This window comes from Streptomyces sp. cmx-4-9 (assembly GCF_046548835.1).
GTDB lineage: Bacteria > Actinomycetota > Actinomycetes > Streptomycetales > Streptomycetaceae > Streptomyces.
Map to the genome: position 1 here is coordinate 45,225 of NZ_JAEBEE010000003.1, position 14,123 is coordinate 59,347.

Annotated in this window: 16 protein-coding genes; 8 read left to right on the forward strand and 8 right to left on the reverse strand. The window is 72.3% G+C overall.

The window, feature by feature from the left end; all coding sequences use genetic code 11:
• Nucleotides 1-106 precede the first annotated feature (106 nt).
• Entirely contained in the window at nt 107-1,309 is a 1,203-nt protein-coding gene (locus ACLJTM_RS11120) for a sensor histidine kinase (RefSeq protein ID WP_411103347.1), read from the forward strand.
• Between the two features lie 17 nt (nt 1,310-1,326).
• Nucleotides 1,327-2,004, forward strand: a complete 678-nt coding sequence (locus ACLJTM_RS11125) for a response regulator (RefSeq protein WP_411103348.1) — start codon at nt 1,327-1,329, stop codon at nt 2,002-2,004.
• Nucleotides 2,005-2,027: 23 nt separating this feature from the next.
• Here ACLJTM_RS11125 and ACLJTM_RS11130 read toward each other — a convergent pair whose 3' ends face one another.
• Entirely contained in the window at nt 2,028-2,258 is a 231-nt protein-coding gene (locus ACLJTM_RS11130) for a hypothetical protein (RefSeq protein ID WP_411103349.1), read from the reverse strand.
• A gap of 473 nt (nt 2,259-2,731) precedes the next feature.
• Between ACLJTM_RS11130 and ACLJTM_RS11135 the strand changes: the two genes are divergently transcribed.
• Nucleotides 2,732-3,493 (forward strand): XRE family transcriptional regulator, encoded by a 762-nt coding sequence (locus ACLJTM_RS11135; RefSeq protein WP_411103350.1) that lies wholly within the window; start codon nt 2,732-2,734, stop codon nt 3,491-3,493.
• Nucleotides 3,480-3,947: an NUDIX hydrolase gene (locus ACLJTM_RS11140; protein WP_411103351.1), complete on the forward strand. Its 468-nt coding sequence runs from the start codon at nt 3,480-3,482 to the stop codon at nt 3,945-3,947. The genes ACLJTM_RS11135 and ACLJTM_RS11140 overlap by 14 nt, the downstream gene beginning before the upstream one ends.
• A 14-nt stretch (nt 3,948-3,961) precedes the next feature.
• On the opposite strand, the gene ACLJTM_RS11145 is transcribed toward ACLJTM_RS11140, so the two are convergent.
• Together ACLJTM_RS11145 and ACLJTM_RS11150 are read right to left on the reverse strand one after the other, a co-directional pair.
• A complete protein-coding gene (locus ACLJTM_RS11145) occupies nt 3,962-5,332 on the reverse strand; it encodes a PH domain-containing protein (RefSeq protein ID WP_411103352.1) in 1,371 nt (456 codons plus the stop codon).
• The gene (locus tag ACLJTM_RS11150; protein ID WP_411103353.1) at nt 5,329-5,820 is read right to left on the reverse strand and encodes a PH domain-containing protein; all 492 of its coding nucleotides are present in this window, start codon (nt 5,818-5,820) and stop codon (nt 5,329-5,331) included. The genes ACLJTM_RS11145 and ACLJTM_RS11150 overlap by 4 nt, the downstream gene beginning before the upstream one ends.
• 106 nt (nt 5,821-5,926) lie before the next feature.
• Between ACLJTM_RS11150 and ACLJTM_RS11155 the strand changes: the two genes are divergently transcribed.
• The 3 genes from ACLJTM_RS11155 (at nt 5,927) to ACLJTM_RS11165 (ending at nt 8,219) form a co-directional block, all read left to right on the forward strand.
• Nucleotides 5,927-7,069 (forward strand): NADH-quinone oxidoreductase subunit D, encoded by a 1,143-nt coding sequence (locus ACLJTM_RS11155; protein WP_411103354.1) that lies wholly within the window; start codon nt 5,927-5,929, stop codon nt 7,067-7,069.
• Between the two features lie 62 nt (nt 7,070-7,131).
• Nucleotides 7,132-7,974 carry an arylamine N-acetyltransferase family protein gene (locus tag ACLJTM_RS11160; protein WP_411103355.1) on the forward strand — a complete coding sequence of 281 codons (843 nt, stop codon included), beginning with the start codon at nt 7,132-7,134 and terminating at the stop codon, nt 7,972-7,974.
• Between the two features lie 29 nt (nt 7,975-8,003).
• The gene (locus ACLJTM_RS11165; protein ID WP_411103356.1) at nt 8,004-8,219 is read left to right on the forward strand and encodes a hypothetical protein; all 216 of its coding nucleotides are present in this window, start codon (nt 8,004-8,006) and stop codon (nt 8,217-8,219) included.
• Between the two features lie 6 nt (nt 8,220-8,225).
• Here the strand turns inward: ACLJTM_RS11165 and ACLJTM_RS11170 are convergent, their stop codons facing one another.
• The 4 genes from ACLJTM_RS11170 to ACLJTM_RS11185 all read right to left on the reverse strand — a co-directional run bounded on the left by ACLJTM_RS11170 (nt 8,226) and on the right by ACLJTM_RS11185 (nt 11,796).
• Nucleotides 8,226-9,239: a hypothetical protein gene (locus ACLJTM_RS11170; RefSeq protein WP_411103357.1), complete on the reverse strand. Its 1,014-nt coding sequence runs from the start codon at nt 9,237-9,239 to the stop codon at nt 8,226-8,228.
• 98 nt (nt 9,240-9,337) lie between these two features.
• The gene (locus ACLJTM_RS11175) at nt 9,338-10,330 is read right to left on the reverse strand and encodes an ABC transporter substrate-binding protein (protein ID WP_411103358.1); all 993 of its coding nucleotides are present in this window, start codon (nt 10,328-10,330) and stop codon (nt 9,338-9,340) included.
• A gap of 98 nt (nt 10,331-10,428) precedes the next feature.
• Entirely contained in the window at nt 10,429-11,106 is a 678-nt protein-coding gene (locus tag ACLJTM_RS11180; protein WP_411103359.1) for an ABC transporter permease, read from the reverse strand.
• Nucleotides 11,107-11,109: 3 nt separating this feature from the next.
• Nucleotides 11,110-11,796 (reverse strand): ABC transporter permease, encoded by a 687-nt coding sequence (locus ACLJTM_RS11185; protein ID WP_411103360.1) that lies wholly within the window; start codon nt 11,794-11,796, stop codon nt 11,110-11,112.
• Nucleotides 11,797-11,940: 144 nt separating this feature from the next.
• Here ACLJTM_RS11185 and ACLJTM_RS11190 point away from each other — a divergent pair, with 144 nt between their 5' ends.
• Nucleotides 11,941-12,903, forward strand: a complete 963-nt coding sequence (locus ACLJTM_RS11190) for an ABC transporter ATP-binding protein (RefSeq protein ID WP_411103361.1) — start codon at nt 11,941-11,943, stop codon at nt 12,901-12,903.
• A 47-nt stretch (nt 12,904-12,950) separates the two neighbouring features.
• Here ACLJTM_RS11190 and ACLJTM_RS11195 read toward each other — a convergent pair whose 3' ends face one another.
• Nucleotides 12,951-14,060: an alpha/beta hydrolase gene (locus tag ACLJTM_RS11195; protein ID WP_411103362.1), complete on the reverse strand. Its 1,110-nt coding sequence runs from the start codon at nt 14,058-14,060 to the stop codon at nt 12,951-12,953.
• Between the last annotated feature and the right edge of the window lie 63 nt (nt 14,061-14,123).

Genomic DNA, 14,123 nt, shown 5'->3' on the forward strand with positions numbered 1-14,123 from the left:
CGCCCCCAGGTTAAACTCGCCTCCACCTTGCGGAGTACGCCCCCGGCGCCAGGTTCGCACCTGTGGTTGACTCCAGCACCTATCTCCCTTCCCTACGCTGGGTGACGTGCAGCGCCTCTACGACTTCCTCCGCAGACACCCGACGGGCGTCGACAGCTTCTGGGCTGTCCTCCTGTTCGGGTTCTCGATGCTGAACGTCGTCGAGGAGAGCGAACTCGACACCCGCCTCAAGCTCGCCGCCGTGCCCGTGGTGATCGCCATGAGCACCGCCGTGGCCCTGCGCCGCAAGTGGACCCGGGCGATGTTCTGGCTCACGCTCGGCGCGGGCATCTGCCAGCTGGCGACGGGGATCGTCGCCGGGACGTACGACCTCGCGATGTTCGTGATCCTCTTCACCGTCGCCGCGAGCGAGGTCCCGCGCTGGGTCTCGCGCACCGCACTGGGCTGGGGCGTGGCCGCGGCCCCGCTGTACTTCCTGCGCTACGGCGTGGACAAGGGCGGCAACGACTTCGACAACCTCCTCTTCGCCCTGTTCATGATCGTCCCCTTCGTCCTGGCCTGGGTGATGGGCGACTCCCTGCGCACCCGCCGGGCCTACTACGCCCAGCTCATCGAGCGCAACCAGCGCCTGGAGAACCAGCGCGAGGCCCAGGCGAAGGTGGCCGTCGCCGCCGAACGCGCCCGGATCGCCCGGGAGCTGCACGACGTCGTCGCCCACAACGTCTCGGTGATGGTGGTCCAGGCCGACGGGGCCGCGTACGTCATGGACGCCGCCCCCGAACAGGCCAAGGAAGCCCTCCAGACCATCTCCGGCACCGGCCGCCAGGCCCTCGCCGAGATGCGCCGGCTGCTCGGCGTGCTGCGCACCGGCGAGCCGCAGGAGTCCGAGGACTACGTGCCGCAGCCGGACGTCGAGCAGATCGAGGTACTGGTCGAGCAGGTGCGGGCGGCCGGCCTGCGGGTGGACTTCGCGGTCGAGGGCGCCCCGCGCCGGCTGCCCAGCGGCGTCGAGCTGACGGCGTACCGCATCGTGCAGGAAGCCCTCACCAATACGCGCAAGCACGGCGGCCCCCAGGCCTCGGCGAGCGTCCGGCTGGTCTACTTCGACGACGGCCTCGGCCTGCTGGTCGAGGACGACGGCCGGGGCGCGGCCCACGAGTTGTACGAGGACGGCGGCGCGGACGGCGCCGGACACGGCCTGATCGGCATGCGGGAGCGGATCGGCATGGTCGGCGGGACCCTGGACACGGGGCCGCGGCCGGGCGGCGGCTTCCGGATCAGCGCACTGCTCCCCCTGAAGAAGAAATGACGAGGACGAGGTAACTGATGTCCATCCGAGTGATGCTCGTCGACGACCAGGTGCTGCTGCGCACCGGCTTCCGGATGGTGCTCGCCGCCCAGCCGGACATGGACGTCGTCGCCGAGGCGGGAGACGGCCTGGAGGCGTTGGAGGTGCTGCGGGCCACCAAGGTGGACGTGGTGCTGATGGACGTCCGGATGCCGCGGCTCGACGGGGTCGAGGCGACCCGGCGGATCTGCGAGCCCCCCGAGCACCCCAAGGTCATCATCCTGACCACCTTCGACCTGGACGAGTACGCGTTCTCGGGCCTGAAGGCGGGCGCGAGCGGGTTCATGCTGAAGGACGTGCCGCCGGGTGAGCTGCTGGCGGCCATCCGCTCCGTGCACAGCGGGGACGCCGTCGTCGCCCCCTCCACGACCCGGCGGCTGCTGGACCGGTTCGCGCCGATGCTGCCGTCGAGCACGCAGGAGCCGCAGAACAAGGAGATCGAACGGCTGACGGACCGCGAGCGCGAGGTGATGCTGCTGGTCGCGCAGGGCCTGTCGAACGGCGAGATCGCCGGCCGGCTCGTCCTGTCGGAGGCCACGGTGAAGACCCACGTGGGCCGCATCCTCACCAAGCTGGGCCTGCGCGACCGCGTCCAGGTGGTCGTCCTCGCCTACGAGACGGGCCTGGTCCGGGCGGGCGGCAACCCCGCCTCTTGACGAACCGGGCCGTCGGGCGCCCTTCACCAGCGGGGCTCTTCCCAGGTGTGGCGCCCGACGTGGCCGGCGAACAGACAACAGCCGGGGGGACCGGGCGCGGGACCGGACTCCGCGCAGTCGTAGAGCTCCAGCGAATCCACGGCGCCGCGAAGCCAGCGGGCCCACAGGGCGAGGCCGTACTCCAGGGAGTCCAGAAGCCCGAAGTGTGGTCCGTCGTGAGAGCCGGACAGCAGGCACTGGACGGCACTGTCCACCTGCTCTGAGGGGACCCGGTCCGTAGCCGCGATGAACAGGGCGACCGGCAGACGCCGTACTGCCGCGCAGCGTGTCACCACGCCCGCCGCGGCGATCGGGCGGCCACCGTCCTGCGGCCGGTGCACCGCGCGCACTCGCACGGCGGGTAGCCGCCGGGATTCTCCAGGACGACCACCGGGTCACCCTCCCTGACCGCGACAGTCGGCTCCCACGTCCGACCGGAGTCCCGCGATACCCGCAGGGACATCAGCACACGCGGCTGGTCGTCGGCCACCGATTGCGAACTGTGCACGACTGAGCTCCTCCGGCCGCGACGGGGTGGCGTGCGCAGCGGAAGAGCTGCGTACGGAGATGCGTCGGCCGGAAGACGATGCTGGGTCCCGCGTCAGAGCGTTACCACCCCGTTCTCAGGACGTTTGGGACGTTCCCTCGCTACCGTTCGCTCCGTCCCAGAGGTCCAGAGAGGCGAACTGTGAACCACGCCCTCCGCCGCGCCATGGCGAATGCCAAGATGACCGAGACCCAACTCGCAGAGGTGTGCGGTGTCGACGCCAAGACCGTCGGCCGCTGGATCACCGAACCGAACCGCATTCCTCACGCCCGCCACAGGTGGGCAGCCTGCGAGGTCTTAGGCGAGGAGGAGACAGCCTTGTGGCCCCATGCCATCCGCTCAGCACTCGGGACGGGACCCGACCGGGAGATCGTGCAGGTCTTCCCCTACCGGTCGGCCGCTCCGGCAAGCCTGTGGCGCTCGCTCGTGACCAAGGCACACCGTGACCTGGTGTTCGCCGGTTACACGAACTACTTCCTGTGGCTGGAGCAGGCCAACTTGGCCGCGGCCCTGCGTCGCAAGGCCCAGAATGGATGCCGGGTCCGGTTCCTGATCGGCGACCCCGACAGCCCCGTCACGGCGGCACGGGAGGCCGAGGAGGCCGTGCCGCTCACCCTCTCCACGCGTATCGCCGTGACGCTGAACGAACTGGAGAAGCTGCGGGACGTCCCCAATGTCGAGGGCCGTTTCGAAACCGGTCACGTCGGCCTCTCGGTCTTCCGCTTCGACGATCAAATGATCGTGACACCGCACCTCGCCCGCCGAGTGGGGCACGACTCACCGATGATGCACCTGCGACGTGCCCAGCCGGACGGCATGTTCGACCGCTTCTCGGCGCATGTGGAAGAGCTGTGGACGCGCGGTCGTGACATCAGGGAGGTGCCCCGCGGTGGGCAGGCGTGACTATCAGGACGATCCCGGCGCCCCGGCAGCCAACAGCCTGGTGCCGGCCGCCTCGACGGTCGTGGTGGACGAGGACGGCCGGGTGTTGTTGCAGCGGCGTACCGACAACGGGATGTGGGCTCTGCCCGGCGGGAGGATGGAACTAGGCGAGTCCATCGGCGCGTGCGCGATCAGGGAGACTTTCGAGGAGACCGGAGTGACGGTCGAGATCACAGGCATCGTCGGGACGTACACGGACCCCGGCCACGTCTTCGCTTACGACGACGGGGAAGTCCGCCAGGAATTTTCCGTCTGCCTACTGGCCCGGGCGACCGGCGGCACGCTCCGTGCGTCCGACGAGTCGTCGGAGGTGGCGTGGTTCGCCCCGGCAGCACTGGACGATCTCCCGATGGTGCCTGCCATCCGCAAGCGATTGAACGACTGGCGCGCCGGCCGGGGCCCGGTCGTCCGGTAGACGCGCCCGCTCCGTCAGGCGGCGCCGCCCGGCTGCGTCATCCAGCGGTCCGGGCGGGCCCCGGCCCGGGAGGTGCGGGACCGGGCCGCCTGCGCGGCCAGCAGCTCCGCGGCCTCGGCGGCCCCGCGCAGCCGGGCCGTGACCGTGCCGTTCGCGCCGGTGTCCACATGCACGTCGGCCACCGCGCGGGCCCGCTCCCAGGGGCCCTGGGCCAGCCGGACGCTCTGCACCTTGGCGTGCGGGACGATCTCCGTACGACGGCACAGCCGTCCGCGGCGGGCGGCGAACACCTCCGGGGAGACGGCCAGCCCGTAGCCCTTCCACCACACCGGGACCACCCAGCGCGCCCCGGCCCGCGGAGCGGGTGCGAAGGCCAGCTGCGCCAGGTCCACGCCCGGCAGCACCCGCGCGACCACCGCGTGGGCGGCCTCCCGTGCGGCCACCGGGACCAGGACCTCGTTCTTCGAACCGGCCACCGCCAGCTCCACCCGGACCCAGCCGCGCCGCCGCCACAGCAGCGGCTCCACGATCCGCACGGTCTGCACCCGGCCCGGCGGCACGGTCTCGTGGGCCCGGTCCAGCAGCCCGTGGTCCAGCCGCAGCCCGTCCGGGGACTCGGCCACCGTCCAGTCGTACTCGGCGAGGAAGCGGCCCGCAGTGGCCGCCCAGGCGGCGCCGAGCAGCGGCAGCAGCGCCACGACGGCCGCCCACGGACTGGAGCTGAGCCACCACAGGAAGGCCGACCCGATGATCCCGCCGGCCAGCGCCGCCCACACCCCGAGGCTCAGCAGCAGCGAGACGACGAGCTCGCGCGGCCGGACGCGGAGCAGCTCCCGCTCCGGCGCCTCGCCGACCCGCACGGCCTCGGCCGGGGCGAACCCGGCCGCCCGGGCCAGGAGTTCGGCACGCAGCGCCACGGCCTCCCGCTCGGACAGGAAGGCCAGCTCGTCCTTGTCCTCGGTGCCTATGACGTCCAGGCGCAGCCGGGCCACCCCGGCGATGCGGGCCAGCATCGGCCGGGTGACGTCCACCGCCTGGATCCGGTCCAGGCGGATGTGCGCGGTGCGGCGGAAGAGGAGACCGCTGCGGATGCGCAGCTCGGTGTCGGTGACGGCGTAGTAGGTGAACCACCAGCTGAGGAACCCGTACAGCCCGAAGAACAGGACGAGGCCCGCGAGGAGCGCCGCGCGGAGCAGGCCGGACTGCTCGGCCAGCCACTCCCCGGCGCGGGCGCCCTGCTGGAGGGCCACGCCGGCGGTGGCGGCGATCGGCACCCAGGCGCGGCGCAGCGGGGTCACGGGGTGCAGCCGCCGCCCCTCGGCGGCCTCCTCGCGCGGGCCGGGGGCCCGGGGCGGGGACGCGGGCCCCTCCCGGCCGGGGGTCACAGGCCCGCCGACCGGGATTCGCCGAGCTCGGTCAGCCGGTCGCGCAGCCGCTCCGCCTCGGCCGGCACCAGCCCGGGGATCTTGGCGTCGGTGGCCGCGGCCGCGGTGTGCAGTTGGACGGAGGCCAGTCCGAAGCGGCGCTCCAGCGGCCCCGAGGTCACCTCGACCAGCTGCATCCGCCCGTACGGGACCACGGTCTCCTCGCGCCACAGCACACCCCGGCTGATCAGCAGGTCGTCCGCACGCTCGGCGTACCGCCAGGAGCGCCAGTTGCGGCCGAGCAGCACCCAGCCCCACACCAGGACCGCGCCCCACGCCGCCCCGAGGGCGGCCCAGCCCGGTCCGGCCGTCAGCCCCAGCACCACCGCGGTGGCGACACCGGCCAGGAGGGTCCAGAACACCAGCAGCAGCCGCCTGAGCGTGAGCAGACCGCCCGGCAGCCCCACCCACGCGGGCCGGCCCGTTCCGCTCGCTGTCCCCGTTTCCATCCCCCCAGCGTAGGGGGGCGGCGTGCCGGCCGGGCCGGGCCCGCGGCGTCCGGCGCTGATCCGGCCTGCTCGACACGGCACCCCGCGCGGCTGAGACAATGCCCGCATGACGGAGACCACGGTCGGCATCGGCGGCGCGGCGGAGAGCACCGACATGGTGCTCAACATCGGCCCCCAGCACCCTTCCACGCACGGCGTGCTGCGCCTGCGCCTCGTCCTGGACGGGGAGCGCATCGTCAGCGCCGAGCCGGTGGTCGGCTACATGCACCGCGGCGCGGAGAAGCTCTTCGAGGCCCGCGACTACCGCCAGATCGTGATGCTCGCGAACCGCCACGACTGGCTGTCCGCGTTCTCCAACGAACTCGGCGTGGTCATGGCCGTCGAGCGGATGCTGGGCATGGAGGTCCCCGAGCGGGCCGTGTGGATGCGGACGCTGCTGGCCGAGCTGAACCGGGTCCTGAACCACCTGATGTTCCTCGGGTCGTATCCGCTCGAACTGGGCGGCATCACCCCGATCTTCCATGCGTTCCGCGAGCGCGAGGAGCTCCAGGCCGTCATGGAGGAGATCTCCGGCGGCCGGATGCACTACATGTTCAACCGGGTCGGCGGCCTCAAGGAGGACCTCCCGGCCGGCTGGCTCGGCCGGGCCCGGGCGGCGGTGGCCGACGTCCGCACCCGCATGGGCGTCTACGACGACCTGGTCCGCGGCAACGAGATCTTCCGCGCCCGCACCCGCGGCGTCGGCGTGCTCTCCGCGGAGGCGGTGCACGCGTACGGGGTCTCCGGCCCGATCGCCCGCGCCTCCGGCGTCGACTTCGACCTGCGCCGCGACGAGCCCTACCTGGCCTACGGGCAGCTCCAGGACGTGCTGGAGGTGGCCACCCGTACCGAGGGCGACTGCCTGGCGCGCTTCGAGGTGCTGCTGGAGCAGACGCACAACGCCCTCGACCTGGCCGTGGCCTGCCTGGACCGGATGGCCGAACTGCCGCCGGGACCCGTCAACCAGCGGCTGCCCAAGGTGCTGAAGGCCCCCGAGGGCCACACGTACGCCTGGACCGAGAACCCCCTGGGCATCAACGGCTACTACCTGGTCTCCAAGGGCGAGAAGACCCCCTACCGGCTGAAGCTGCGCAGCGCCTCCTACAACAACATCCAGGCGCTGGCGGTCCTGCTGCCGGGGCAGCTGGTCGCGGACATGGTGGCGATCCTGGGTTCGCTGTTCTTCGTCGTCGGCGACATCGACAAGTAGGGCCGCTCAAGGGCGGGTCGGGGACCGGCCGCCGCCGCCCGGCCACCGCCTAGGGTGGCCGCATGACCACTGGCACATACGCCGGCTACCTGCGTCGGCTCGGCTTCGCGGAGCCGCCCCGACCGACCGCCGAGGTCCTCTTCGCCCTCCAGCGGGCCCATGTGGAGCGGATTCCGTACGAGAACGTCGACATCCAGCTGGGCCGGGCCCCGGGGATCGACCCGGCGCTGTCCGTGCGCCGCATCGCCGCCGGGGGCAGCGGCTACTGCTTCCACGTCAACGGGGCCTTCGCCGCGCTGCTGGAGTCCCTCGGCTTCGACGTGACCCGGCACGTGGGGGGCGTCCACCACGACCCGCAGGCGCGCACCGTCACCGGCGACCACCTCGCCCTGACCGTCCGGGTCGGTGGGGCGGCGTACTTCGTCGACACCGGCCTGGGGGACGGACCGCACGAGCCGCTGCCCCTGCGGGCGGGCACGCACCGCCAGGGCGACTTCCGCTACGTCCTGGAGCCGTTGCGGGGGCCCGAGCCGGGCTGGACCCTGCTGGCCTCGTACGGGCCGTGCCCGGTGACCGTCTTCAGCTCGGCGCCCGCCACGACCGCGGACTTCGAGGCCGAGCACGTCCGGCTGACCACCTCCCCCGAGTCCGGCTTCGTCCGGACGCTCGTGATGATCCGCCGGGACGCGGAGAGCATCGACGTGCTGCGCGGGCGGGTGCACGCCCGGATCGACCCCGCGAAGGGGCCGAGCGAACGCGAACTGGACACGCCGCAGGAGTTCTACGAGGTGATGGCCACCGTCTTCGGGCGGTCGCTCCACGATCTGGGCCCCGCGGACCGCACGAGGCTGTGGGAGCGGGTCTGCCGGTCCCACGAGGCCTGGCGGGCGGGCCGGGCCGGCTGACTGCGGTGCGGCAGGGCAGACTTGGGGGCATGTCCCACTCTCCCCGCCGCGCCTGTCCGGCTTGCGGACGCGACTGCGCCGTCACCGCCGGCCGGATCGCCCGCCACGACCCTCCCGGCGGACGGGAGCGCGGCGGGCTGGTGTCCTGCCCCGGCTCCCGGGCCCGGGTGGTGCTCGGCGCCTCGGCGCCCGTGCTGGACGGTTTCACCGTCCCCGGACTCCCGGGCCAGCTGCCGCTGTTCTGAGGGCTCCTACGAAATCGCGGTGCGCAGGCGCACCACGTCGATCGGCTCGGTCTCGTCGTGGGCCGTCAGGTCGATGACCTGGCCCACCGCGCGGGTCTGGGGGGTGGCCGGCTTCACCGGGCCCTTGCCGGAGGCCGGCTCGGCGGCGCTCGGCCCGGCCTGCGCCTCCTGCGCCTCGTGGACCGCGAGGGCCTCCGCGCCGACCACGTCGGCCAGGTCCTCGTTCTGGACCGCCTCGATCGCCGCACGGGCCTGCGCCGCGTTCTTCGTGCCGAAGAAGTCGAAGCCGCCCTCGACGCGCGAGGCCGTCCGGCGCTGCGCCGCGTACGGGGCCACCGCGGCCGCCGGCCGCCGCCCGGGCGCCGCCGCCGCGGCGGAAGCGGACGCGAGGGCCGCGGCCCGGCGCGGCGCGGGCAGCTCCCGGGCCTGGCGCCGGACGGCCAGCGCGCCCAGGGCGGCGTGGGCCCGGGCGTAGCCGACCGAGGTGGGGGCGCCCGCCGAGGTGCGCTCCTCCGAGACCGCGGGGAGTTCCTTCGGCGCCTCGGCCGGAGCCGCGGCGGCCTCGATGGCGAGCAGGCGGCGGCCTTCCAGCGCGCTGGCGCGCTCGGTCTCGGCCGTCGCGTACCGGCGCAGCAGCGCCGCGTGCTCCCCGCGCAGTCCGGCCAGTTCCACGCGCTTGGCGCGCAGTTTGGCGTCGAGACGGGCGCGCAGCACCCGGGCCTCTTCCAGGTCGGTTTCGAGCTCGGCTATCCGCTCTTCGGTCTTCCACTCGTCCTTGACCCGCTCACGGGCGAGTTCGGCGACCCGGCGGCCCGCGGAGCGGTCCCAGGTGCGCATCACCACCGCGCCCGCGATGCCCGCGGCCGCCGCGAGGGTCACGAGCAGGCGCAGGGCCGAGCTGTGGCCGGGGCCCGCGAGCAGCCAGGCGGCGCCGGCGCTGGTCGCGCTGACTGCGGCGACGGTCGTCGGCGTGAGCAGCCGGTGCAGGGGTTCGGGAGTGCGGTGGCGTCCACGGGGCATGGCCCGAAATTTACAGGGCGTAGGGGTCGTGCGGGATACCCGCCCGGCAATCTCTTGCCGGGCAGTTACCCCACATTTCTCCATCAACCGCGTAACTGCTACTTCTTCAGCAGGCCCTTGGACTCCAGGTAGGCCTTCGCGACGTCGGCCGGCTTGGCGCGTTCCGCGTCCACCTTGCGGTTCAGGTCGACGAGGTCGGCCGTCGTGAGGGCCTTGGTCAGCCCGTCGAGCGCGGCGGCGACCTCCGGGGCCCCGGCGTCCTTGGCGTTGACCACCGGCAGCACGTTGTCCGCGTTCTGGAGCTTCTTGTCGTCCTCCAGGAGGACCAGGCCGAAGGTGTCCAGCGTGGCGTCCGTGGTCGTGGTCAGCGCGAGCTGGTCGGCGCCGTCCTTGACCGCCTGCTTGGACTGCGGGGTGCCGACGCCCTTGGGGTCGACGCCGCTGACGTCGATGCCGTAGGTCTTCTTCAACCCGGGGGCGCAGAACGGCCGGACGGAGCATTCGTCGCCCGCTGCGATCTTCACCTTGAGACCGGACTTCCCCAGATCGGAAAGGGTCTTCAGGTTGTTCTTCGCAGCGAATTCCCGGGATACGGCGAAGGCGTTCTGGTCCACGGCCCCGCCGGGCGCCAGCGCCTTCAGGCCGAGCGGGCCGGCCAGCTTCTCCAGGGCCGCGACGGTCGCCGTGACGTCGCTGGAGGCGACCGGCTTCTCCTCCGGCGCCTTCGGGCCGTTGACCTTGGCGTTGAGGAACTCGGCGAGGGTGGCCGCGTACTCGGGGACCACGTCGATCTCGCCCTTCTCCAGGGAGGGCTCGTACAGCTCGCGGTTGTTGACCGTCTTGATGGACGTGGAGTAGCCCGCGTCCTTGAGGACCTGCGCGTACAGCTCCGCCAGCACGTTGGACTCGGTGAACCCGGCCGCGCCGACCACCAGGCTGCCCTTGCCGCCTGCCGCGCCGCCCGGGGAGGAGGACGCGGAGGAGCCGCCGTCCTTGTTCTTCTCCAGGCTGTCGCCGCCGCACGCGGTGAGCGATGCGGTCAGGGCCACCGCACCCAGTGCCGCGCCGAGGACGCGCGTGGACTTGCTCATGGTCTCTCCTCCAGGGAGTCGGAAAAGCGGGAAGGTCGGGCGGGAAGGACGTGAGGGGCGGCCGCGGGGGCCGCGCCGTTGCGGGAGCTGCGGCAGGATCAGGAGGCCGCCCGGCGCCCGGTGCGGCGCGGCAGCAGCCGCTCGGCCCCCACCAGCGCGCCCTCGACCAGCAGGGCCAGCGCCGCGACGAGCAGGGCGCCCGCGACGACCTGCGCGGTGTTGTACGTGTTGAAGCCGGCCGTGATGATCCGGCCGAGGCCGCCCTGGCCGACCATGGCGGCGATCGTGGCCGTGGCGACGACCTGCACGGCTCCCGAGCGGAGCCCGGTCATCACCAGGCCCCGGGCGAGCGGCAGCTCGACCCGCCAGAAGAGCTGCCGGCCGGACATCCCCATGCCCCGGGCGGCCTCCACCACCGACCGGTCGACCTCGCGCATGCCCACGTACGCATTGGTCAGCAGCGGCGGGATGGCGAAGAGCACGAGCGCGGCGATCGTGGGCAGGTACCCGGCGTTGCGCAGCGGCGAGACCATGAACAGCGCCAGCACCGCGAAGACGGGCACGGCCCGGCCGATGTTGGAGACGTTCACCGCGAGGGCGCCGCCCTTGCCGAGGTGGCCGAGGTACAGGCCGAGGGGCAGCGCCACCGCGCAGGCGAGCGCGAGGGCGATCCCGCTGACGTAGACGTGTTCACCGAGCCGGTGCCACACGCCGCTCTCACCGGACCAGTTGGCGCCGGTCCCCAGCCAGTCCCAGGCTCCCTCCAGCACACCCACGGCTCAGGCCCCCTTCACGGGCCGCGCGGCGCGCGTCCACGGAGTGAGCAGCCGCTGCGCCCCCAGCAGCAGCAGGTCCGCCACCAGGGCGAGGAGGACGCACAGGACGGAGGCGGTGAGCACCTGGGCCTTGAAGGAGCTGTTGACGGCGGGGGCGATCAGGTTGCCGAGGCCGCCCTTGCCGACGATGGAGCCGACCGTGGTCAGCGCGACGGTGGAGACGGTGGCGATCCGCACCCCGGCGAGCAGCGCCGGCAGGGCCAGGGGCAGTTCGACCTGCCACAGCAGGCGGCCGGGGCCGTAGCCCATGCCGCGGGCGGCTTCCCGCACGTCCTCGGGGACGGCCTCCAGGCCGGCCAGCACATTGCGGACCAGGATGGTCAGGGAGTACAGCACCAGCCCGGTCACCACGAGGGCCGCGGACAGGCCGAAGAACGGCAGCAGGAGGGAGAACATGGCGAGGGAGGGGATCGTGTAGAGCAGGGTGGTCAGCCCGAGGACGGGCGCCGCCCAGCGGCGGCCGCGGCGGGCCAGCAGGGCCAGCGGGACGGCGACGGCGAGACCGACGGCCACGGACACCCCCGTGATCCAGATGTGCTCCACGGTGGCGTCGGTGAGCTCCTGGGAGCGGCTGGTGACGTACTCCCAGCAGAACCAGTCGTTCGCCACCAGGCAGTTCTGCCCGGCCATGCCTCACCCCCTGTCATCGAACTGGTGTACCTGAGCGACCCTAACCCGAGGCACCCTCATTGGCTTGAATCGTTCGCACGCCGGAAACACTCCCCTGACAAAGTCTTCGCCATGACATGACGGCCGGTAGGGAAGGATGGGGTGGTGATCCGATTCGAGCACGTGACCAAGCGCTACCCCGACGGGACCACGGCCGTCGAGGACCTGACCTTCGAGGTGGCGGAAGGCGAGCTGGTCACGCTCGTCGGCCCGTCCGGCTGCGGCAAGACCACCACCATGAAGATGGTCAACCGGCTCATCGAGCCCACCTCCGGCCGGATCCTGCTCGACGGCCAGGACGTCTCCGCCGCCGATCCGGTGGAGCTGCGGCGCCGGATCGGCTACGTCATCCAGCAGGTCGGGCTGTTCCCGCACAAGACGGTGCTGGAGAACACCGCGACCGTCCCGCAGCTGATCGGCACCACCAAGGCCAAGGCCCGTGCCCGGGCGGCCGAACTCCTCGACCTCGTGGGGCTGGACCCGGCCGTCTACGGGGGCCGGTACCCCGAGCAGCTCTCCGGCGGGCAGCGCCAGCGGGTCGGCGTGGCCCGCGCCCTGGCCGCCGACCCGCCGGTGCTCCTGATGGACGAGCCCTTCGGCGCGGTGGACCCGGTGGTGCGCGAACGCCTGCAGAACGAGTTCCTGGCCCTGCAGCGGACCGTGCGCAAGACCATCCTGCTGGTCACGCACGACCTGGAGGAGGCCGTCCGGATGGGCGACCGCATCGCCGTCTACGGAACGGGCACCATCGAGCAGTTCGCCGCCCCGGCCGCGGTCCTGGGCGCACCGGCCACCCCGTACGTGGCCTCCTTCGTCGGCGCCGACCGGGGCCTGAAGCGGCTCGCGGTCACCCCGGTCGGGCGGACCGACCTCACCGCGGCGGACGGCAGCGCTCCGGCGGCGTCGGTGGCGCTGGGGGCCAGCCTGCGCGAGGCCCTCGCGGCGCTGCTCCAGGAGGACTCCGGCCGGATCGGGGTCACCGACCCCGCCTCGGGCGCGCTGGTGGGCGTACTGACCCCGGAGGGCGTGCACCGGGCGCTGCGCCGGGCCGAGCTCCAGGAGGCATAGCAGAAGGGCCCGACCGGGGTCGGGCCCTTCGCAGGACGGGCGGGCCGTCAGGCCTCGATCCGGCCGCTCATCCACTCCAGCATCGGCGGGATCTCCCGGCGCCAGGTGTTGAAGTTGTGGCCGCCGCTGTCGAGGATGATCGAGGAGACCCGGTCCGGACCCTTGACCAGCTTGATGAACTTCTTGGTGTCGGAGAGGTTCGGCTCCCCCTTCTCACTGCTGGTGACCAGGAAGGACGTACCCGACGGCGTCTTGTTCCCGATGCTGTGCAGCACGTCCGCACGCTTCTTCAGCTTCTCGTCCCCGTGGAACAGGTCACCCGTCGTGGGGTCGTCCGGCGCGTCGTAGTACGCGGACAGGCCGGCGGCGGCGCCGAAGGTCTCCGGGTAGTGCGCCGCGATCTTCAGGGCGCAGTAGCCCCCGGTCGAGTTGCCGATGAAGCCCATGTTGCGGGCTTCCCTGCCCACCCGGAAGGTGCCCTGGATCGCCTGCGGCAGGTCCACGCCGAAGAAGGTCTCGGTCTGCGGGCCACCGGGTATGTCCACGCACTCGGTGTCGCGCGGGGGCGCGACGGTCGGGCGCAGCATGACCAGGATCATCGGCTTCATCTTCCCTGCCTTGGACAGGGTGTAGGCCTTCTTGGGGTAGTCGAGGCCCTTGATCAGGTTCTCGGCGGTACCCGGGTAACCCGTGAGGATGATGGAGGCGGGGAAGTTCCGGTCCTTGTGCTGCGGCTGGAAGTACTCCGGCGGGAGCCAGACGTACCCGGGGCTCGTTATCTTCGACTTCTGGCCGGTTATGGCGACCTTCAGGATCTGACCGCCCACGTGCGGCTTGGCCCCGCCGGGCACGTCCAGCTTCTGCTTGTCCACGACCTTGATGTCGTCGCTGCTCATCGAGTGGTCGACGACCTTGCCCATCGACGTCTGCTGCCCGAACAGGTCGGCCCAGGAACCGTAGAAGGAGAACGACTGGTTGGCCGCGAGGCCCACCGCGGAGAACAGCGCCAGCTGGGTCGCGAGCAGCAGGCCGATCCGGCCCGCGACCGCGCGCCAGGTGCGGCCCGAGAGCTTCGGCCAGGACCAGATGGTGACCGCGAACAGCAGGACACCGGCGATGATGGCCAGCGCCAGGACCGTATAACTGGTGAGACCCATGAGCAGTCAGTCGACTTTCTGATGGCAGGACTGGATTTTTCCGGCGAAGAGTGAACCCGCTCC

Bases quoted from the DNA above. Each gene is read 5' to 3' on its own strand.
- ACLJTM_RS11165 (WP_411103356.1), top strand. From the start codon at position 8,004: ATGTCCCACTCTCCCCGCCGCGCCTGTCCGGCTTGCGGACGCGACTGC.
- ACLJTM_RS11170 (WP_411103357.1), bottom strand. From the start codon at position 9,239: ATGCCCCGTGGACGCCACCGCACTCCCGAACCCCTGCACCGGCTGCTC.
- ACLJTM_RS11195 (WP_411103362.1), bottom strand. From the start codon at position 14,060: ATGGGTCTCACCAGTTATACGGTCCTGGCGCTGGCCATCATCGCCGGT.
- ACLJTM_RS11155 (WP_411103354.1), top strand. From the start codon at position 5,927: ATGACGGAGACCACGGTCGGCATCGGCGGCGCGGCGGAGAGCACCGAC.
- ACLJTM_RS11150 (WP_411103353.1), bottom strand. From the start codon at position 5,820: ATGGAAACGGGGACAGCGAGCGGAACGGGCCGGCCCGCGTGGGTGGGG.
- ACLJTM_RS11160 (WP_411103355.1), top strand. From the start codon at position 7,132: ATGACCACTGGCACATACGCCGGCTACCTGCGTCGGCTCGGCTTCGCG.
- ACLJTM_RS11185 (WP_411103360.1), bottom strand. From the start codon at position 11,796: ATGGCCGGGCAGAACTGCCTGGTGGCGAACGACTGGTTCTGCTGGGAG.
- ACLJTM_RS11125 (WP_411103348.1), top strand. From the start codon at position 1,327: ATGTCCATCCGAGTGATGCTCGTCGACGACCAGGTGCTGCTGCGCACC.
- ACLJTM_RS11175 (WP_411103358.1), bottom strand. From the start codon at position 10,330: ATGAGCAAGTCCACGCGCGTCCTCGGCGCGGCACTGGGTGCGGTGGCC.